The organism is Zobellia alginiliquefaciens (assembly GCF_029323795.1).
In the GTDB taxonomy this organism is placed as follows: Bacteria; Bacteroidota; Bacteroidia; order Flavobacteriales; family Flavobacteriaceae; genus Zobellia; species Zobellia alginiliquefaciens.
On sequence record NZ_CP119758.1, the window covers coordinates 2,186,870 to 2,206,966 of the forward strand.

Annotated in this window: 20 protein-coding genes; 10 read left to right on the plus strand and 10 right to left on the minus strand. The window is 38.5% G+C overall.

Annotated elements, in window-relative coordinates:
* Positions 1–10: 10 nt before the first annotated feature.
* Both P0077_RS09255 and P0077_RS09260 read left to right on the plus strand, forming a co-directional pair.
* Positions 11–766 carry an SDR family NAD(P)-dependent oxidoreductase gene (locus P0077_RS09255; protein ID WP_276168894.1) on the plus strand — a complete coding sequence of 252 codons (756 nt, stop codon included), beginning with the start codon at positions 11–13 and terminating at the stop codon, positions 764–766.
* Positions 763–1,899: an ATP-binding protein gene (locus tag P0077_RS09260; protein WP_276168895.1), complete on the plus strand. Its 1,137-nt coding sequence runs from the start codon at positions 763–765 to the stop codon at positions 1,897–1,899. Before P0077_RS09255 ends, P0077_RS09260 begins: the two co-directional genes overlap by 4 nt.
* Here P0077_RS09260 and P0077_RS09265 read toward each other — a convergent pair whose 3' ends face one another.
* Entirely contained in the window at positions 1,900–2,847 is a 948-nt protein-coding gene (locus P0077_RS09265; protein WP_276168896.1) for a carbohydrate kinase family protein, read from the minus strand.
* Positions 2,848–3,022: 175 nt separating this feature from the next.
* Between P0077_RS09265 and P0077_RS09270 the strand changes: the two genes are divergently transcribed.
* From P0077_RS09270 to P0077_RS09285, 4 genes are all read left to right on the plus strand, one after another.
* A complete protein-coding gene (locus P0077_RS09270) occupies positions 3,023–4,156 on the plus strand; it encodes an SPFH domain-containing protein (RefSeq protein ID WP_276168897.1) in 1,134 nt (377 codons plus the stop codon).
* Positions 4,157–4,216: 60 nt separating this feature from the next.
* Positions 4,217–5,302 (plus strand): TFIIB-type zinc ribbon-containing protein, encoded by a 1,086-nt coding sequence (locus tag P0077_RS09275; RefSeq protein WP_276168898.1) that lies wholly within the window; start codon positions 4,217–4,219, stop codon positions 5,300–5,302.
* The gene (locus P0077_RS09280; RefSeq protein WP_276168899.1) at positions 5,299–6,024 is read left to right on the plus strand and encodes a metallophosphoesterase; all 726 of its coding nucleotides are present in this window, start codon (positions 5,299–5,301) and stop codon (positions 6,022–6,024) included. Before P0077_RS09275 ends, P0077_RS09280 begins: the two co-directional genes overlap by 4 nt.
* 62 nt (positions 6,025–6,086) lie before the next feature.
* Positions 6,087–7,085: an acyl-ACP desaturase gene (locus P0077_RS09285; protein ID WP_276168900.1), complete on the plus strand. Its 999-nt coding sequence runs from the start codon at positions 6,087–6,089 to the stop codon at positions 7,083–7,085.
* A gap of 343 nt (positions 7,086–7,428) precedes the next feature.
* On the opposite strand, the gene P0077_RS09290 is transcribed toward P0077_RS09285, so the two are convergent.
* Together P0077_RS09290 and P0077_RS09295 are read right to left on the minus strand one after the other, a co-directional pair.
* Entirely contained in the window at positions 7,429–8,007 is a 579-nt protein-coding gene (locus P0077_RS09290; RefSeq protein ID WP_276168901.1) for a hypothetical protein, read from the minus strand.
* Positions 8,008–8,030: 23 nt separating this feature from the next.
* Positions 8,031–8,948, minus strand: coding sequence for an OmpA family protein (locus P0077_RS09295; RefSeq protein ID WP_276168902.1), 918 nt, complete (start codon positions 8,946–8,948; stop codon positions 8,031–8,033).
* Between the two features lie 420 nt (positions 8,949–9,368).
* Between P0077_RS09295 and P0077_RS09300 the strand changes: the two genes are divergently transcribed.
* The gene (locus tag P0077_RS09300) at positions 9,369–9,500 is read left to right on the plus strand and encodes a hypothetical protein (RefSeq protein WP_276168903.1); all 132 of its coding nucleotides are present in this window, start codon (positions 9,369–9,371) and stop codon (positions 9,498–9,500) included.
* Between the two features lie 139 nt (positions 9,501–9,639).
* Here the strand turns inward: P0077_RS09300 and amaB are convergent, their stop codons facing one another.
* The 7 genes from amaB to P0077_RS09335 form a co-directional block, all read right to left on the minus strand.
* Positions 9,640–11,193, minus strand: a complete 1,554-nt coding sequence (amaB, locus tag P0077_RS09305) for an L-piperidine-6-carboxylate dehydrogenase (protein ID WP_276168904.1) — start codon at positions 11,191–11,193, stop codon at positions 9,640–9,642.
* 122 nt (positions 11,194–11,315) lie between these two features.
* Complete coding sequence (locus P0077_RS09310) at positions 11,316–11,672, minus strand: DUF1304 domain-containing protein (RefSeq protein ID WP_276168905.1); 357 nt, start codon at positions 11,670–11,672, stop codon at positions 11,316–11,318.
* Positions 11,673–11,709: 37 nt separating this feature from the next.
* Positions 11,710–13,320 (minus strand): CHASE domain-containing protein, encoded by a 1,611-nt coding sequence (locus P0077_RS09315; RefSeq protein ID WP_276168906.1) that lies wholly within the window; start codon positions 13,318–13,320, stop codon positions 11,710–11,712.
* Between the two features lie 92 nt (positions 13,321–13,412).
* Positions 13,413–13,952, minus strand: coding sequence for a 3-hydroxyanthranilate 3,4-dioxygenase (locus tag P0077_RS09320; protein WP_276168907.1), 540 nt, complete (start codon positions 13,950–13,952; stop codon positions 13,413–13,415).
* Positions 13,953–14,089: 137 nt separating this feature from the next.
* The gene (locus tag P0077_RS09325; protein ID WP_276168908.1) at positions 14,090–14,566 is read right to left on the minus strand and encodes a CAP domain-containing protein; all 477 of its coding nucleotides are present in this window, start codon (positions 14,564–14,566) and stop codon (positions 14,090–14,092) included.
* A 479-nt stretch (positions 14,567–15,045) separates the two neighbouring features.
* Positions 15,046–15,465: a lipocalin-like domain-containing protein gene (locus tag P0077_RS09330; RefSeq protein ID WP_276168909.1), complete on the minus strand. Its 420-nt coding sequence runs from the start codon at positions 15,463–15,465 to the stop codon at positions 15,046–15,048.
* Positions 15,466–15,641: 176 nt separating this feature from the next.
* Positions 15,642–16,175, minus strand: coding sequence for a CvpA family protein (locus P0077_RS09335; RefSeq protein ID WP_276168910.1), 534 nt, complete (start codon positions 16,173–16,175; stop codon positions 15,642–15,644).
* 84 nt (positions 16,176–16,259) lie between these two features.
* Here P0077_RS09335 and P0077_RS09340 point away from each other — a divergent pair, with 84 nt between their 5' ends.
* The 3 genes from P0077_RS09340 (at position 16,260) to P0077_RS09350 (ending at position 20,074) form a co-directional block, all read left to right on the plus strand.
* Positions 16,260–16,613, plus strand: a complete 354-nt coding sequence (locus P0077_RS09340; RefSeq protein WP_276168911.1) for a hypothetical protein — start codon at positions 16,260–16,262, stop codon at positions 16,611–16,613.
* Positions 16,614–16,884: 271 nt separating this feature from the next.
* Positions 16,885–18,366 carry a glycerol kinase GlpK gene (gene glpK / locus P0077_RS09345; RefSeq protein WP_276168912.1) on the plus strand — a complete coding sequence of 494 codons (1,482 nt, stop codon included), beginning with the start codon at positions 16,885–16,887 and terminating at the stop codon, positions 18,364–18,366.
* A 40-nt stretch (positions 18,367–18,406) separates the two neighbouring features.
* The gene (locus tag P0077_RS09350) at positions 18,407–20,074 is read left to right on the plus strand and encodes a glycerol-3-phosphate dehydrogenase/oxidase (protein WP_276168913.1); all 1,668 of its coding nucleotides are present in this window, start codon (positions 18,407–18,409) and stop codon (positions 20,072–20,074) included.
* Positions 20,075–20,097: the final 23 nt, after the last annotated feature.

Sequence of the window (20,097 nt, forward strand, 5' to 3'; positions counted from 1 at the left end):
AATATATGCTATGAGAAAGACCGTATTAATTACAGGGGCAACCAGTGGTATTGGGCGTGCAACAGCTATTTTGTTCGCGGTACAAGGTTTTAAACTGGTGCTCTGCGGAAGAAGACAGGAGCGTCTTGATGCGCTTCAGTCAGAATTAAGTAAACAATGTGAGGTACAGACCCTAAATTTTGATGTACGGGATAAAGATGCTGTTTTTAAAGCGATAGGTTCTTTACCACAAGATTTTTCCCAGATAGATGTTTTGGTCAATAACGCAGGTAATGCCCATGGTCTAGACCCTATTGATCAGGGAAATACAGACGATTGGGATGCCATGCTAGATATTAATGTAAAAGGGCTGCTTTATGTTTCTAAAGCTGTGATTCCCCATATGGTGGAAAGAAAATCGGGCCATATTATTAATATTGGGTCTACGGCGGGGAAAGAGGTCTACCCCAAAGGAAATGTGTATTGTGCCAGTAAACATGCGGTTGATGCACTAACCAAAGGAATGAGAATGGATTTGAACCCGTACGGAATTAAGGTGGGAGGGATTCACCCTGGAGCTGTAGAAACCGAATTTAGTAATGTGAGGTTTAAAGGAGATGATAATAAGGCCGATGAAGTCTATGATGGTTTTGAGCCTTTAAAACCCGAGGATATTGCTGAAATCATACATTTTGTGGTTACCCGGCCGTATCACGTAAACATTGCCGATTTAATTGTTATGCCTACAGCGCAAGCTTCTGCAACTCTATTGAATAGGTCATTATGATTAATAAACGTTTACTTGTAAAAAACTTACTTGCTCATAATGACGAGAATAGTTTTTATGACAAGAAACGTTTTATAAGCATTGGTGAAAAAGAGGGTAAGGCCAAATTTTTAAAGCATGTCTGTGCATTGGCCAATAGCAACCCGGAGAACAATTCATTTATTGTTATTGGAGTAGAAGATGAGGACAATAAAATAGTTGGGGTCGATTTTTTTGATGATAGTAAGATTCAAAATTTGGTCAATGCTTATTTAGATAACCCTCCTTTAATTTCATATGAGAATATTCCATTTCCAAATTTACGTGAAGGTAAGGTAGTGGGGCTTGTAACCATTAGGTCTAATGGTAAAGTCTGTGCCCTGCGAAAGAATATTTGGAAATATTATGGGGGTATGGTCTTCTTTAGAGATGGTAGTATTAGTATGCCAAAGGCTTATGGCGTTGTGTTGCGGGATATGAATTCCGAAACTGTAGCAACTATAGAGCAGCACGCAAGAAATAATATAGAATTAACCTTAGATGGCGTAATTGACTTCATCAATAATAGACATAAGCATTTGACCAATGATTATAAGGTCTTTAAAGAGCAATTTGTTGTTTGTTGGGCAGGGAATAAAAAAACGGTGAAGGACAACGTCTATTATTCACGTGTGGATATTGAACTGATCAACGAACAGGTTAGGCTTTTCTATTCGGCCTTGGATGAAATAAGTATTGATTATGATGAGGATTCCTTTACAATGATTGAATATGTGCAATTAGGACTGGGTTCTAAACAGCGGTATTTTCAGTTAGAAAAAGTAGTCATTAATTTTTTTGATAACGGAACCTATAAAATAGAAAGCCACTTAATCTTTGACCCTCCCAAATACAACAAAAAGAATCTTTTTCATATTTGGAATGCCAATAACGCTATGCTGGAGAAAATTAAGAAAAAGATAGAATTAAAACCAGCGGAGAAAGTGGATTTAAAATATCTGCCCGACAGCTATTTAATTTGTTACCTAAACGGTTTTGACGAGGCGAAAGAACAAATGGAGATGGCGCGTTCGTTATTGAAAAAAGGGTACCCCAAAGTATATTTAGGTATTAAGGAGGCCTTGAGAATTTTAAGAAAGGTGAGATATAATTGATTAATCTTTGAACACCGCTTCATTATCAGGTAACGAAGGGATGGCACCGTATCCCGTGGTGGTAACTGCTCCGGCCTTGTTAGCAATTGCAACCATTTCTAGCAGTTGATCGTAATTCGTTAAGATTTTTGAAGGTTCGCCTAAATTAGATATTTGATATAAAAGGCAACCAATAAAGGCATCGCCTGCACCTGTAGTATCTACAGGGCTAACCTTGATGCTTTCTATTATAGTTTTCTGCTTCAATGTACTAACCAATGTGCCCTTTCCGCCTAAGGTGACACAAATGGTAGGACATCCTATTTCATGTATAATATTACAGGCGCGTTCTAAATCACTTTCACCCGAAATTAATTGGGCCTCTTCTTCACTAAACTTACATAAATGCGATTTTTCAATGAACCTCAAGCTTTTTCGCACAAAGGTTTCTTCTTCACCTTTCCATAGATCCTCTCTAAAATTAGGGTCAAAGCTGATGAAAGCATTTTGGGTTAGCGCATCAAATAAATAGCGGTCATATGATTCTTCTAATCCACCTCCCAAAAAACCGGTTGCTGCACCAAAATGGACTATATTTCCTTTGAGTTGTTTTTTTAATGATGAGTCATATTTAAGTTTTTTGTCAGCGCCTCTGCTAAAGACAAAATCTCGTTCGCCATCTTCCGCTAAAGACACAAAAGCCATTGTGGTAAAGGTTTTAGAACGTTGGGCAAGGGAAATGTCCACCCTGTTTTCTTTAAGCACATTCAGTAAAAATGTTCCAAAAGGGTCGTTTCCGACCGCTCCAATGAATTGACCCTTACCTCCCAATTTGGAAATGGCACAAGCTACATTTGCAGGTGCTCCACCCGCTTTTTTGGTGAATTCATTTGCTTTTGAAAGGTCGTTTCCTTGCTTAATGGCCACAAAATCTATAAGTAATTCTCCTATGCAGTATATGGTTTTCATTATGAATAGTGTGGTTTTTAAGATTTTACCAATTATAACTTTGCGCTTTGCAAGTACATGCTGAGTTGGGTCAAATTTATGTTATTTATCCCATCAAATCGAAATTGCGCTAACCCTTCTTTGTCCCTTTTCAAGAAATCCCCTACCTTATTAAAAATTTTAAACTTCACTAGAAATGGATTTGTTCAACGAAATAAAGAAGAAGCTTAGCCATGAGTTTATAGATATAATTGAATGGCTAGATAATACTGATGAAACCATTGTTCATCGTTTTGAGCGGTATCAAAATGAAATAAAAAACAATGCCAAATTGATTGTTCGTGAAGGACAGACGGCGGTTTTTATCAATGAGGGGCAGTTGGCCGATGTTTTTAAGCCCGGTACCTATACCCTCAATACGAAGAACCTACCAATTCTTACTACTTTAAAAGGGTGGAAGTACGGTTTTGATAGCCCATTTAAGGCGGAGGTCTATTTTGTGAATACGCATTTGTTTACCGATGAAAAATGGGGAACGAAAAACCCGGTGATGTTGAGCGATGAGCGCTTTGGGTTAGTGGAGATACGGGCTTTTGGCACCTATAGTTTTAGAATAAAAGACCCGGGAAAATTTGTTGTAGATGTAGTGGGTACGGACGGTAATTTTACGAACTATGAGGTTAATGAACATCTAAAAAGTTTGATTGTCACTCGTTTTACGGATACGGTTGGTGAAGCCAATTTGCCCATAGAACTTTACGCCGCTAATACCAATGAACTTTCAGAAACGTGCCAAGAGGTAATGCAACCTGAATTTGGGCGAGTAGGTATAGAACTAGAGCGTTTCTATATTGAAAATGTTTCTATGCCCGAAGAACTCAAGAAAGAAATTTTTGAATATAGCAGGTTAGATAAGTTAGACATGGTCAAACTTTCTCAATTTAAGGCCGCGAAAGCTATGGAGGCTGCTGCCAAAAATGAAGGAGGTACAGCAGGTGCCGGCATGGGCATGGGCATGGGTTTTGTATTAGCACAACAAATGGGGAATATGATGAGCCCGCAGGCAACACAACAACCGTTTGGTGGTCAGGCACAAGCAGCTTCCGTGCCACCACCAATGCCAGTTCAAGTTCAGTATTTTTATGCGGCCAACGGTCAGCAGAACGGACCAGTTCCTTTTGATAAGTTAAAAGAACTTTTTGCTAGTAGAACCATTAACAGAGATTCATTGGTTTGGAAACAGGGAATGCAAAACTGGACGGCTTTAAAGGAGGTAGAAGAGTTAAAATCCTTTTTAGGGGGTAATACACCACCGCCGTTACCAAATTAAGATACAAGCTGCTTTTGTCATATGCAAATACTGAGTTTAGAAATTGAGGTAAACTGATTGATGGAAGAAGAAACAAAACAATCGGAACATAAAAAGGCGTGTGCCAATTGTGGTGCCGAGTTAAAGTTCAGACCAGGTTCGCATCAACTAAAATGTGAATATTGCGGTTATGAAGAGTTTATAGAACAGACCAAAAGTAGTTTTGAAGAGCTAGAACTTCAGCATTACCTGACAGTAGTGGGCGAGAACGCCTATACAGAAACTATTGATATACTCCATTGCAAAAATTGTGGTGCGAATCAACACGTAGAGGAGAATTATAAATCACTAAACTGTATATACTGCAGTGAGCCCTTAATTCTCGAAGATGTAGAAAGAGAGGGTTGGATTGTGCCCGGAGCTCTCGTTCCATTTCAGATGGATGCCAAAAAGGCAAAAGCAACTTTCAAAACATGGGTTGGTGGGCTCTGGTTTGCGCCAAATAAGTTGAAACGAGCTGCTCTTGATCCAGAAGGGTTACATGGTTTATATCTGCCGTATTGGACGTTTGACGCTAATTTAAATGCTCAATACCAAGGACAAAGAGGTGACTATTATTACGAGACCAAGCGGGTACGCACCAAAAATGGCATTCAAAAACGAAAAGTTAGAAAAACACGTTGGTCTTCTGCATCTGGTGCTGTAAATGGTTTTGTTGATGATATTCTAATTAACGCTTCTGAAAAAAAACGAAAAGACATTCCTGCAAAGATTGCATTTTGGAATGTTAAGGAGTTAGTTCCTTTCAATTCAAAGTATTTGTCGGGTTTTGTAACAGAGAAATATACGGTATCGCTTAAAGAAGGACACCATTCCTCATTTCAGAAAGCAAAGGAGATTGCCAATACGTGGATCAGAAAAGATATAGGTGGTGATACCCAACGAATTTCTCATGCTGACATTAAACTTTCCGACGAAACGTTCAAACATATACTGCTTCCGGTTTATATCAGTTCATATCGCTATAACGGTAAAGAATATAACTTTTACATTAATGGTCAGACGGGGGAATTAAGCGGTAGTAGACCGTATTCTTTCTGGAAAATATTTTTTTTGATACTTTTTATTCTTGCTATCATTGGTATAATTACGATTTTTGCACAATGAGAACATTGGTAATAGGTGATATACACTCTGGTTTAAGAGGTTTAAAACAAGTGCTTGAAAGAGCAAAAGTAACTTCTGACGATAAACTTATTTTTTTAGGCGATTATGTAGATGGTTGGAGCGAAGCAGCCGAAACGGTCAATTTTTTAATTGCACTAAATAAAACCCATAACTGCACATTTGTTAGAGGAAACCATGATGAACTTTGTTTAGAGTGGTTGCGAGATGATAAGGACAATCCACTTTGGTTACAACACGGTGGCGGTGCTACATTGGCTTCCTATGAAAGAACGGATGATGAGACTAAAAAGGATCACATTCTTTTCTATCAGAGTCTTGAAAATTATTATTTGGATGCTAAAAATAGACTCTTCCTTCATGCGGGTTTTACCAATTTAAAAGGCGTAGACCATGAATATTTTAAGGAAACTTTTTATTGGGATCGCACACTTTGGGAGTTGGCAAGGTCTTTGAACCCAGACCTAAAAGAAACTGAATCTGACTATCCTAAACGGTTGACACAATACAAAGAGATTTTTATTGGTCATACGCCTATTACAAAAATCGGAGTAGCGGAGCCAAAGCAGGCAGCCAATGTTTGGAATGTAGATACAGGAGCCGCTTTTAAAGGACCGCTTTCAATGTTAGATGTTGATACAAAGATGGTTTGGCAGAGCGACCCAGTTCATACCCTGTACCCAAATGAACCGGGTAGGAATTGAAAATAGACAGTTTATTTTCATGTTTTCATTAGATAATTACGATCTTTACAAAAAATAGAACTATGTCCGAAAAGAACATAAGATTAGAGGTGATGCAGGCAATTGAGCCGCAGGTGGATGGGTTTATGGATTCTTTTCTCATAAAGCCAGAAGACATATGGCAACCTACGGACTTCTTACCTGACTCGGAAAGTGATAGTTTCTTAGAATCGGTAAGGGAACTTAGAGGAGAAGCTAAAGAATTAGGATACGATTTTTGGGTAACTATGGTAGCGGATACCATTACTGAGGAAGCCCTGCCAACATATGAGTCATGGCTTATGGATGTTGAGGGAATTGACCAACATGGCCCTAATAAAAAAAACGGCTGGTCCAAGTGGGTTAGAGCTTGGACGGCAGAGGAAAATCGTCATGGAGATGTATTGAACAAGTATCTCTACTTATCCGGAAGAGTAAATATGCGTGAAATAGAGATTACCACACAGCATTTAATTTCCGATGGTTTTGATATTGGAACCGATAGAGATCCGTATAAGAACTTCGTTTATACTTCATTTCAGGAATTGGCCACCAACATATCTCACAAGAGGGTTGGTCAAATGGCTAAGAAAAAAGGAAATGTTTTATTAGGTAAGATGTGTACCATTATTGCAGGTGATGAAATGCGTCACCATTTGGCATATAGAGAGTTTGTGAAAACCATTTTTGGCGAAGACCCATCTGGTATGATGCTGGCTTTTGCAGATATGATGAAGAAGAAAATTGTGATGCCAGCTCATTTTTTACGTGAATCCGGTGGAACAATAGGAACGGCATTTGAGAATTTTTCTAATTGTGCACAGCGTTTAGGTGTTTATACGGCACAGGATTATGTTGATATTCTTAGAAAACTAAATGCGTATTGGGAGCTTGATAAGGTAAGAAGCCTTTCTGACGAAGCTGAAAAAGCACGAGACTACCTGATTAAGTTACCAGCAAGATTGGAGCGGATTTCAGAAAGAATGAAATTTCCTGAAGATCAGTATAAATTTAAGTGGGTAGATGCTAACGGCATGATTTAATTCCGTAGACCTTCTCAAAACATTCTAAATCAAAAAATCCGACTCGTTACAGAATCGGATTTTTTTTGCTTAAGTAGGTATATTCTTTTTTCTCTAGGTCAAATAACGGATTGGGGTTCGTTACTTGTTTCGGTTAAGTTTTAGAGTCGATTTGGGGTCAATACTATCACTTAATTACACTGTAAACTTACGGTAGATTCTCGTTTCTCCTAAATTATTGTTGTGAACTAAGGCTATATAGTTGTGAAAAATATAAGAAGTACGGTTTTCTCGATGAATGACCTATAGTAATAGAAAAACCCTCCGTTGAGGGAGGGTTCATTTGAATAGTAAAAGTTGAAAATTATAACTTTCCGTGGTCATGTTCATCTTGCCATCTGGCAAGCTCGGCCCATTTACCCTCATAACACATTTTTGCTTGCATGGGCCAAGATGCAGGGTCGTGAATTTTATAACGGTCGCCCCCGCCTTTAAGTACTTCTTGGCATCTGGCTACAGATGTTTCGGATAGCGCTTTCCATGTATCTATACCTTCAGCTTGAAAAAGGCCTTCTATTTTTGGTCCGATACCTTCAACCACTTTTAAATTATTTTCTTTAACAGTTTTTCCGATTGCTGCTTTTGCCGCTGCTGCATCAAAAGGAATTAGTACTGGTTCAGGAGCCATTGCTATAGGTGCTGCTGCGGCAACGCTTCCTAACGAACTGGACACATCCGGTTCTGGAGTTGTTAAAAGTTTTTGGTTACATGCTTCTAAATCGGCTTTTAGTTTTGCATTCTTGTCATGGCAACGCTTTAAATCTTCGGAGTTGTCTATTATCTTGTTACTTCCTTTGCCTATAAGATATCCCAGAATACCACATATCACACCTACAATAAGGGGGATTATCCAGCACCAAATGTTTATGTTTTCTGATTCCATTTTAATTCAATTTAGTTTGTAGATTATTTAATAGTTATTACGGTTCGTCTGTTTTTTGCCCTTCCCTCCTCAGTGTCGTTGGTGGCAATAGGGTCTTTTGACCCTTTGGAGTCTGCTTTAATTCTACTTTCGGATATGCCATTTTGTATAAGGTAGGCCTTTGCAAAATCCGCTCTTTGTTGACCCAGTCTCATGTTGGTACTACGGCTACCTTCACTATCAGTATAACCTGTGATCTGGCACTGAGCTTTTGCCACCTTATCAAGGTAGTGTGTAATGTCCGCTATTTTCTGTCGCTGCTCTTCCGATGGGTTGATGGAAGCTTCGGCGGTATCAAAATACAGGATTAACGGGTTCGCTGTTATTTTATCATACATGGCTTTTATTTCGTCTTCAGCATCTTCCGAGACCTCTTCTATAGCGAAGTCTACAGGTCCGTGGTAGATGTTATTGTCCGGAACCATGTTGTCCATTAGTTTCCCATTGGTATTTATCTGTGAAGATGGAATTTCTTGAGAGACCAAATAGTTCTTTACGGAATTTGCACGGGCCAAACCTAGGTTGGGAAAAGCTGAATTATTTTTTTCGTCACTGGTATAATACCCGGTAATGTTCAGTACTTTATTCTCATTATTGGTCATAAAGTTTTTCAGCCCAGGTAAGATTCCATTTCTTACATTTTCTGAAACAGGTTCCAGATAGTTGGGTGACGACATGTTAAAGTTAAAGTTATCTTCGGTAGAATAGGCAAAGTCACCTGCGCCCAAAGCAAAAGGATAGGAAGTTGCTTTTGGAGCAACCGGGGCAGGTGTCACTGATTTTTCTGGCTCTTCTTTTTGTGAAACGATTGTGCCGCAATAGCTACAACACGAAAAATAGAAATACGTACCTACTAGAATGGTAATGATAATACCAAGTAGGTAAAGGGTGGTGTTTTTCATAGTTAATGGGTTATAAGTGTTTAGAGTACAATGTATTAAAAAAAACCAAATAATTTCTAAATCTAAAAAATTAATAGGTAAAGTACTACAAAAAATTCACAGAACACTAATTTATGAATTAGACTTATAATTTTTGATGCTCTTTGGGCTTTCTTGGTCCGAAATACAAAAGAGAGCTTAACTTGTTGTAAATGTATTGTTTATGTCTTCTGTTGATTTAGGAAGAAGTGAAAATACTACTCAATACTAAGGATAGCTTCTGATAATTGGATTTGATGAATTTTTTTGAACCGTACCGATTATACATGAAAACGAGCAAGTTATAGGGGTATTCCATAGGGTCATACATTATCGCTTTTTGTGCTGACCTAAGATAGATACATTTATAGTGCAAAACAGATGGACCAAAACACACAAGTTATGAAAGTTGAAATAATAAAGGTAGCAACCTTTGTTTGCATGTTTATAGTCTTGGGCATACAGACATTACTTCAAGGAAGTTGGAGAGTGGGCAAGACGAAGCCAATAAAAGGTGGTCAAAATAGAATATAACCATCATAAAGAATTTTAATACGTTCTTAAAATAGTTATTTGAGTTAGTGTTTTAAAAACCCGCTAATTTTTCGTTTGTCTATTCGGGGGAAGGACAAGTGATTAACGGCGGGTTTTCACATATATAAACACTTAAATCCTAAAGGTCAAATTTTATGCCTTGTGCTAGAGGTAGTTCCGTGGTGTAGTTAATAGTGTTAGTTTGTCTTCTCATATACACCTTCCAAGCATCTGATCCGGATTCACGACCACCTCCGGTGTCTTTTTCTCCACCAAAAGCACCACCTATTTCTGCTCCTGAAGTTCCTATGTTTACATTGGCAATACCGCAATCACTTCCTGCAACGGATAAGAAATGTTCCGCTTCCCTAAGGTTGTTCGTCATGATGGCTGACGATAATCCTTGAGCCACCCCATTTTGGGCCTCAATGGCATTCTCAATACTACCGGAATATTTTAGTAGGTAAAGAACCGGTGCAAAAGTTTCATGTTGCACGATTTTAAAGTTTGCTTTGGCTTCGGCTATTGCCGGCTTTACATAACAACGGCTTTCGTAGCCTTCGCCTTCAAGAACTCCGCCTTCTACAATTATTTTTCCGCCTTCTTCTACAACCTTGGTTAATGCTGCATTATAGGAAGATACTGCATCGGTATCTATTAAGGGGCCTACATGGTTGTTTTCGTCTAAAGGATTTCCGATTCTTAGTTGCTTGTAAGCATCAACAATAGCAGTTTTAACTTTGTCATAAATGCTATCATGAATAATTAATCTTCTTGTAGATGTACAACGTTGCCCAGCTGTTCCTACAGCTCCAAAAACTGCACCAATAACCGTCATTTTTATATCTGCATCGGGCGTTACGATAATGGCATTGTTTCCCCCAAGTTCCAACAAGGATTTACCTAATCTGGAAGCTACTGTCTGTGCAACATTTTTTCCCATACGTGTGGAGCCAGTGGCAGATACCAAAGGAATTCGATTATCATTGGTCATCATTTCACCTACTTTGTAATCGCCATTGATCAAACAAGAAATACCCTCGGGTAAATTATTGGCTTTAAAGACTTCTGCGGCTATATTTTGGCAGGCTACGCCACATAAAGGTGTTTTTTCTGAAGGTTTCCAGACGCATACATCGCCACAAATCCATGCCAAGGCCGTGTTCCATGCCCAAACGGCAACCGGGAAGTTGAATGCGGATATGATACCTACCACGCCCAAAGAATGATATTGTTCGTACATACGGTGACCCGGTCTTTCCGAGTGCATGGTAAGGCCATGGAGTTGTCTTGAAAGGCCAACTGCAAAATCGCAGATATCTATCATTTCCTGAACCTCTCCTAAACCTTCTTGGTAGCTTTTACCCATTTCGTAAGAAACAAGTTTGCCTAAGGCTTCTTTTTTCTCTCGTAGTTTTTCGCCAAATTGGCGAACAATCTCTCCGCGTGCTGGGGCAGGTTTTGTTCTCCATACTTTGAAGGCTTCAGTTGCGGACTGCATCACTTTTTCATAATCCGCTTCTTTAGTAGATTTTATTTTAGCAATTAACGCGCCATCTACGGGGGAATGTGATGAAATAACTTCACCAGAACCAAAATTTAAAGAACCGGTAGAGGTTCCGTTATTTATATCTTGAATACCTAAATCCTTAAGGGCGGTGTCTATACCAAATTGCGATGCTGTTTTTGACATTTTATAACTTTTTTACAGTGTATTGTTATATTTTTTATAAAGATACTTTTTCTAAGGCAGAAAAATAAATATTACTCACTGCATTATTGTGAATGATACCGAGGTCAATTGAGATGGAATATTTAGCTAAATAGGGTAAGGGCTATTGCAACCAATGCAGGTAAGGCTTGTATGTAAAAGATTTTCTTCTCTACGGACAAAGCACCGTACAAACCAGCAATAGATACACAGGTTAAAAAGAATAGCGAAACATTGGTTTGCCAAATCGTGTCCGTTATGAAGAGAGACCAAATAAGACCTGCAGCCAGAAAACCGTTATATAAACCTTGGTTGGCAGCCATTGGTTTGGTAGCTTCAAAGAGGTCTGAAGGGAATTTGCGGAATATTTTGGGACCTTTTGTGGTCCAGGCAAACATCTCAAAATAAAGAAAGTAAAGATGCAAAAAAGCGATAAAGCCAATCAATATTTTTTGTATCATATCATTTTGATTTGAGTTTGCCGTGGTAAGCGGTTAGTTATGTTCTGTTATGGAAAGTTACGGTAAAATGAGTTCCGTTGCCGTCAGAATTATAACTTAATTCAGCCGAAATTTGTCGGCATAGTGCCTTTACAATATCAAAACCTATACCTTCTGCATTTTCTATCACAAAATTTTCGGGGAGCCCTTTGCCATTATCCTTTATGGAAAAAGCTGCCATTCCATCGTCTAGCACATCTACATCTATAATGAGTTCGTTGTATTTGGTGGTATCCGGATACGCATGTTTTACGGCATTTGTAACCAATTCCGAAATAATAAGAGCCAGCGGAACGGCCCGATCAAGGTCTATGGATATTTCCGGGCAATTAATGGTGTAGCTAAAAGTTGGGGATATTTTATTTTGATACTCCATTAAATCCTTTAGATATTCATGAAGATTCACCGCTTTTGAATCTTTATCTTGATAAATTTTTTGATGGGTAAGTGCTATCGCAGATATTCTAGCTTGACTATCCTGTAGGGCCGTAATCGCTTCTTTACTGACCAGCTTGCGTTTTTGCATATTTATGAGGCTGGATGTAATCTGAAGGTTGTTTTTTACTCTGTGATGGATTTCACGTAGTAGATTCTCTTTTTGTTTGTTGGATTCTTCTAGTTCTGCAGTCCGTAGCAATACGCGGGCTTCAAGACGATCATTATGGTTGTCTTTTTTATAACCAATTAATACCAATAAAAATGTAGTAATTAAACCTAAAATAAGCACTACATAAGATTCAAAAATATGTGGGAAAGACAAGTATTCCGGCTTCGGAACAAAATGAACTTGCCATTCTCGGTCTACTGCCTTAATAGTTTTTTTTATAATATTCTTATTGGATTTTTTATCGTTCACCTTGCATTCACCCATATTAGTAAACAAAGTGGTGTTATTAACATCATCATGAATACACATGTCCAAGACCTTAACTTCGGAATTTAAGGTTTCGGAAATAAGCTTGTTCATTTTATAAGCTCCTAGCACAATTCCTTTGTGTTCACCTGTTTTTGGATTGTTAATAGATTTTAAGGCAAGAATTCCATTGGCGTCGCGATCATCCGACATCAATGTTATCAATCCGGATATTGCCGGTTTGTTTGTCCGTATGGATCTAGTTATAACTTCCCTTCTGGTACTGTCGGAATACAAGTCGTAGCCCAGCACTTTCTTTAAAGGCGTTAACGGGTTTAGAACACGAATTGGATAATGTAGATCTATCGCCTTTATAGGGAGTAAGTTTCTTAAGGAGTCGGCTTCTGTAATTGCGGTAAACTTTTCAAATTTAGTTTTTTCCGAATCTGTAATTCTAGGAGCCCAAGCTAGGGCCTTTATGCCATTGAGTTCATTTAAAAAGGGATTTGTAAAGCGCTCAAAAAGGTGTTGCGGTATAAAACTTTTATTCTCATAAAAGAAGGCCATTGACTCAACAACTAAGTTGATCTTATTGAGTTCATCTTCTAGTTTAATCACGGATTTATTGACTGCATTGTCTATTGCGGCCATGTTTCTTAGCTGGTATCTAGTATTTATAGAAAAGAAAATAAATAAAGAAATACTACTTCCAGAAAGTAGTATGGCCAAGTATTTTAGAATTTGCTGTTTGGTCATAATAGGTTAATGTGGGGACTTCTATAATAACCGGCTAGGCTGGTACTATTTCCAAAGAACGGTGATTTTTTTATTTTAAAAATTAATACGGTTTACTCACTACCTACAAATCTCTTATCAACGGGCATTACGGTACCGCAATTATTACATGTGCGCAGTTCTTCCGAACCATAAAAATGCTTGAAATGCTTTAAAAAGTCTACTTCAATGTCATTTAGGGTAAAATAGGCTTCATATAGCTTGTTGTTGCAATTATCGCAAAACCAGAGTAAGCCATCGTCTACATTCATGTCGGCTCGTTTTCTTTCAATAACAAGGCCTATGCTGCCTTCGTGACGCACGGGTGAATGTGGGATTTTTGCGGGGTGCAAATACATATCTCCAGGGCCAAGTTGCATTGTTTTCTTACGACCCTCTTCTTGAATGTGAACTTCAATAGTTCCTTCTAGTTGGTAGAAAAGCTCTTCGGTCTCATTATAATGATAGTCTTTTCTTGCATTGGGACCTGCAACTACCATTACAATATAATCTCCAGCATCTTTATAAAGGTTTTTGTTGCCTACGGGAGGTTTAAGCGTGTTTCTATTTTCCTCTATCCAACGATTGAGATTAAAAGGGGCTTTTATTGACATTTTTCGACATTTACGACCACAGCCTCTTACTCATGCTTTGCACATGTGTAAAAGGGGGTCATTTCATCTCAAATTTATGAAAAAGTAAGTTCTATTACTAGCGTGCGGCTACAGATAGTGTACTTTAACGTTTTAGACTAGCGGAAAAATATTTGTGTAAAGTAGAGTTTTCCTTCACTATCTTTTTTTACACTTACCGCAGTATGGGTAAACTCGCCCTCCATTGTTTCTTTATGGTTGCTGCTGTTTAGCCAGCCGGTAAGGGCTTCAGAAGCGGTAGTATAATCCTTTGCTACATTTTCAGCAACAAATTCAGCGGCTTCCACGGAAGATATTTCAGAGGCGCGAGCACTAAAATTATCGTGGTTCAGGGCGCCTTTGGCAATCATATAATCCGTGTGTTTATTAGCATGTATATATGCTATTGAACTAAATTCCAGTGAATTTCTTCCTATAGAAAGCCGGTGTCCATTAACGGCCTCAAGAAGTTCTTTCTCTACGATTTCTGCGTTTTCTTTCTCGGTTATATCTGCAGTTGCCACAGACTCTTTGCTACAAGAGGCCAAAGTACATACAAATAAAACGAGGGCGACATAGGTCATTCTCATTTTCATACAAAGTTCTATTTGTAAGTAGGCGTGTTCTAAAAAAAAGTAGGAGAGAAAAGTGGGGTGTTCTCGTGTTCTATGAATCGATCAGGGGAATCGTTCTGAGGCGAATATCTAAAATATATTGCTTACTCGGGTTTATAATTTTTAATTTTCGATGAAATACACGTTTCTGTTAAGGTGTTGTAGGTCAAACCGTACGTGGGTTTTTAGATTTGTATCCTACTTTTCACGTCAAACAATAATCATTCTATTTTGTTCCTGTAGTTATGGGTTTTGTGTCTATTGTAATTCAGTGGAAACCGTTCCGTGATTTCTGCTTTAACCAATAGATTTGTGCGAAAAGCTACTTTATGTAGGTCGCCCCATTTTTTCGTTCTCTACCAAAGACCAATGGGCAAGTCGTTCAATTGATAGATAACATCCAGTACAAAAAAAGACCCTTGTAACGGGTCTTTTTTTGTACTGGATGTTAGAAGTATCATTTAGTTTTTCCTATATTTTTCTTGATATTCACCATTATCTTCATCAATAGTAAGGGTTAGAATATCTCCAGAAACCTTGTATTTGGCAATGGTTATGTTTGAATCTCCGTTCAGGCCATAATCCAATTGAACTTTTCTATTGAACAAATAAGTCCAAGAGCCGGAATTGTGAGTGCCTTCTATGCAGTCACCGTTTGAATTATCCGTACTGTGGAACTCATAATCGAAAACATTCCCGTCCTTAAACCGGAGAATATCCATGCTTTCACAGTCATTGGAAGGCTCTTCGCCATCAGAATCTATATATGCAATATAAGACCAAGTTCCCATTAAATCCCCATCTTCACCGGAGTCGTCGGATTTACACGAAGTTGCAATGCAGCCTGCGGCCAAAAACAATAATAGAATAGGTTTTTTCATTTTTAAACTGATTTGGTGATATACTAAAACGCCCCTCAATTGTAGAAATTACATGAGAGGCCATGTTTTAGAGGAACTACCATCTTTTAAAGATGAAGATGATTTATCAAGTATTATATACTTGGTCTAGGTAATTGGTACAAGTACTTTCAGGTTTAATGCTCGGCCAAAGTGTTTCAATTGCTTGCCTGTAGTGTTTGTTTTTCTACTTCGCCTTTAGGGTTTATTTCTTCTTTAAGGACCTTGTCAAAAATAAAAGCACCAATTTCTTTAATGGGTTCGTAAAGCACGGATTCTTGCATGGTTTCATCTTTGACCACACCTGCTGAATTGTTTACTCGTTCAAAGAAAATGAGTAAGGCTCCCAAGATTACGGCTACTTTGACTACGCCAAAAATTCCACCTGCAACTTTATTTAATAGACCTAACATTGCAAAATTGGCAATTTTGGTTAGGAATCTTCCAGCTAATTGTACCGCAAGAACAATGACTATAAAAGTTATTACAAAAGCGGCAATATTAATATACCGTTCATTCCATTCCATGTTTTGAGAAAGATAATCGCCTGCATAGTATGAGAAATGGATGGCTCCGTAAATTCCTGCAATAAGAGCAACAATGGAGGCAAGTTCTACAAAAAGTCCGTTTTTTAGACCTTTCCAAAGTCCATATAAAAGAAGTAGTCCTAAAATAATATCTAAGAAGCTCATGATCGATGTCTTTACACAAAAGTAGTATTTTGATTTGTACCTTTGCCACTTATATCCATTTGGCGGAAAAACGCAATAGAATTAATGGCAAGAGACGAAGAGTTAAAAGAGAGATGGAATGTGCTAGTGGATAAGTTATCTAACCAGTTTGCTGGTGGGGATATATTAGAACTAGACGCAATTATTTATTTGGTAGGGGTTCAGGAATTGGGCCAATACCATAGAAAATATAAAAAGAACGATAAATTAGATCTAATGCATATCGCTATTTGTCGTTTATTAGAACCCTATGGCTACTATGAGTTTGAGTTTTTTGATGAGGAAGGCTGGCCTCACTATAAGATTAAAGAAGAACTACCGGCACTAAAGGCTGGGGAGCAATCCGTACTTATGAAGGAGGCTATTGTAGGATATTTTTTAGATAAGGAATATATCTAGGCAGTTGGTAACTTTTGGTGAGTTTAATCCGGAGTATCTTGCTTCGTTAACTGTTTAGTACGCTAGTAAGGTAAGGCTAATAGCTTTGTTAGAATGAAACTGCCCTATTCGGTGTATTGGGTTTGTCGTGCTGTAACTTCATATTTTTTGGTATTTAAGGAGAAGCGAAAAATAGATTCTTCGCTATGTAATTATTTCCTTATATTTATTTATATTTGCTGTGCTACACTATGCTACTTTGTGTGTGGTTCTAGCCTTAAACCCTTATTATATGAAATACATAATATCGTTAGATCAAGGAACTACCAGTTCACGTGCTTTGCTTGTGGATGAAGAGGGCCAAATTCAAGGCATGGTTCAAAAGGAGTTCCGGCAAATTTTTCCAAAATCAGGTTGGGTAGAACATGACCCAAAAGAAATTCTAGAAACTCAAATGGGAGTTTTAAGTGAACTGCTAGAAAAGGAAAAAGTAGATGTTAAGGATGTTGTAAGTATAGGTATAACCAACCAAAGGGAAACCACAATGGTTTGGGACAAGACTACAGGTGAGCCTGTTTATAATGCTATTGTGTGGCAAGATAAGCGCACGGCGGATATCTGTGAGCATTTAAAAAAGACCGGTTTAACGGAGCACGTCCGTAAAACAACCGGATTGGTTATTGATTCTTATTTTTCCGGAACCAAAGTAAAGTGGATTTTAGATAATGTTGAAGGTGCTCGTGCAAAGGCAGAGAATGGTGATTTGCTTATGGGTACTGTTGATTCGTGGTTGGTGTGGAACATGACCAATGGTGCTAATCATGTAACGGATTATACCAACGCATCCCGTACAATGATTTATGATATTGTTAACCTGAAATGGGACGATAAGATGTTAAAAGCGCTTGGTATTCCTAAGTTGATGCTGCCAGAGGTTAAACCATCTGCGCACCATTTTGGCGATTACGAGATAAACGGGAAGAAAATACCTATTGCAGGTATTGCTGGTGATCAACAAGCAGCACTTTTCGGGCAGGCATGTTTTAAGAAGGGTACTGCCAAAAATACATATGGTACCGGTTGTTTTATGCTTATGAACACGGGGGAAACTCCTCAGTTCAGTAAAAACGGACTACTTACTACCATTGCTTACGGATTAGATGGTAAAGTGAACTATGCTCTTGAAGGGAGTATTTTTATTGCCGGAGCGGCAATTCAATGGCTTCGCGATGGGTTGGAGTTAATTGAGAACGCATCTGAAACCGAGGCTTTGGCGGATTCTGTAGAAGGTGAAAATCCGGTCTATGTGGTGCCTGCCTTTGCTGGTTTGGGAGCTCCTTATTGGGATATGTACGCTAGAGGTGCTGTTTTTGGATTAACACGGGATACAGGTAAGGCTCATCTGGCAAAAGCGACTTTAGAGTCTTTGGCATATCAGACAAAGGATATTTTAAAAGCAATGGAAGACGATTCCGAAATTCAATTGAAGAACCTTCGTGTAGATGGCGGGGCATGCGCCAATAACCATTTAATGCAGTTTCAGGCAGATATATTGGATTCTGAGGTGCATAGACCAGAAGTAATTGAGTCTACCGCTATGGGAGCCGCTTATTTAGCGGGTATTCAAGTAGGGCTTTGGAAACAGGAAGATGTTGACCAAAATAGGCCAATGAACAGAATCTTTAAGCCTACCTTTGACCGCGTAAAGCGCAAACGTCTGTATAAAAAATGGAAACAGGCCGTTGAGCGTACCAAAGGTTGGGATGATAAATAAGTGATAGTAATAACGGTACATAGAAAGACACAAAAAAGCTATGAAAAATATTAGGTTCTCTAATTTAGATAGGGCGAAAACAATACAAGAGCTAACCAATGACACTTATGATTTGGTTGTAATTGGCGGTGGTATTACAGGAGGTGGAATTGCCCTAGATGCAGCCTCACGAGGATTGAAAGTAGCCTTGGTGGAAAAAGGCGATTTTGCATCCGGTACCAGTAGCAAGTCTACAAAACTAATTCATGGCGGATTGCGTTATTTAAAGCAGTTTGATTTTTGGCTGGTGAAGGAAGTAGGGTCGGAGCGAGCAATTGTTCATAAACTGGCACCGCACTTGGTTTTGCCCGAAAAAATGTTGTTACCGCTTATTGAAAACGGTTCGTACGGAAAGTGGTTAACATCAATTGGGTTAAAGGTGTATGATATTTTGGCCCAGGTTACCGGAGAGGACAAACGTAAGATGCTGGAGAAGAAAGAGGCTATGAAATTAGAGCCGTTACTTCCAAAAAAAATAGTAAAAGGTGCGGGATATTATGCGGAGTACCGTACAGATGATGCACGTTTAACTATTGAAAATATTAAATCTAGTCTTTTATTTGGCGCACAGGCTTTGAACTACGCTTCTGTGGAGGACTTTGTCTATGAAGACGATAAAGTGGCAGGGGTTAAAGTAAAAGACGGAGTTAGCGGTGCTACATTCAGTATTAAATCTAAATACGTAATCAGTGCGGCTGGCCCGTGGGTAGATGAGCTTAGAAGTACCAATAACTCTAAGAAAGGAAAGCAGTTGCATTTAACCAAAGGGGTACATTTAGTATTTCCAAAAGAAAAATTACCAATAAAACAGTCGGTATATTTTGATGTTCCAGATGGTAGAATGATGTTTGCCATTCCTCGTGGGAAAATTACTTATGTAGGTACTACGGATACCAATTTCAATAAGGATAAAGATAATGTTCGTACAGATTTGGCAGATGCCATCTATCTAATTTCAGCTGTGAACAATATGTTTCCGAGCATTAATTTAGAAATGGATGACATCATTTCTTCGTGGGCAGGTTTACGTCCGTTAATTCATGAAGAAGGGAAATCTGCTTCTGAATTGTCCAGAAAGGATGAAATTTTCACTTCTGATACGGGGCTTATTAGCATTGCAGGAGGGAAACTTACGGGCTACCGTAAAATGGCTGAACGTGTTGTTGATCGTATCGCCAAGAAAATGGAAGAGGAAGACGGTACCCAGTTGAAAGAATGTTACACAGAAAAAATATTCTTATGTGGTAATGTTGATTTCAAAAAATTCAAACACGTAGAAAAATATATTGCTGAGGTTTATAGCCGTATTAAATCTGATGGTTTCTCTAAACATGATGCTTGGTTCTTGGTTACCAATTACGGTAAACAGACGGAAATGATACTAGAAAACTACGCCACTTTAAAAGATGCGGATAAATATGTCCGTATGGCAAAAGCAGAACTTCAGTTTGGCGTTGAGTTTGAGATGGTACAAAACCCAATGGATTTCTTTATCCGTAGAACAGGTAGATTGTATTTTGATATTGATAGTATACGCACCCTAATGGAACCTATATTGGAAGAGTTTAAATCCATCTTTACTGTTGATGACGCTCAGGTTGCTGAATGGAGAGAAATCCTAATGAAAGAATTAGATGACCACTCCAACTTCACCCTAGATCGCGTATAATTCGCAACCGGGTGAAATTGTAA